We start from the raw sequence: 611 nt of genomic DNA, 5'->3' as shown, positions 1-611 counted from the left end.
GCCCTATTGCCTTGAACCGAAAGAATGCCCTCTTCGCTGGGCATGAGGCCGGAGCTCAGAACTGGGCCATCCTCGCATCGATGATCGAGACCTGCAAATTGAACAATGTCGATCCGCACGCCTGGCTCACCCAAACCCTGGCCGCAATCGCAAACGGGCACAAACAGTCCAACATTGGCAGCTTGATGCCTTGGAATTACACCGCAGACGTGTGATCGGCGCACCGCTTACGTAACGGTCTGGCCAGATGGGAAGTTCGCACCATCAAGCCCATGGGTAATCTCTGTGGAATTCTCCGATGCTCAACGGTCTGATGGTAGCATTGAAACTCCTAAATTTGCATCAGAAAATTGCAACTCGGATTGAGAGGTTTATCCTTAAGTATCGGATTGGGGTGGCGGCACTGGACGGGCTCGTTACTGTCCTTTATCTCATAACTGGACAGTATCTGGCCGTAGCCACTTCCGGCAGTGCGGGTCAGTCGGACGCTCACGCTTTCAATAACATCGTGCAGGTTCTACCGAAGCCTGACCCTATTTTCGAAAGTGGCATAGTGCTTTCTCCCGTATTGACTTAGATGATCAATCTCTAACTGAAGCCATCAGGTTGAT

At 51.7% G+C, this 611-nt stretch carries 1 protein-coding gene; it reads left to right on the top strand.

Annotated features, from left to right (window positions below; all coding sequences use genetic code 11):
- Positions 1–215 (top strand): transposase domain-containing protein (locus tag ACR1XY_RS24805; RefSeq protein WP_480597531.1); only part of this gene is annotated, 215 nt, incomplete at its 5' end.
- Between the last annotated feature and the right edge of the window lie 396 nt (positions 216–611).

The organism is Ruegeria sp. AD11(2025), assembly GCF_056542405.1.
This window is presented reverse-complemented; position numbering and strand designations above follow the sequence as displayed.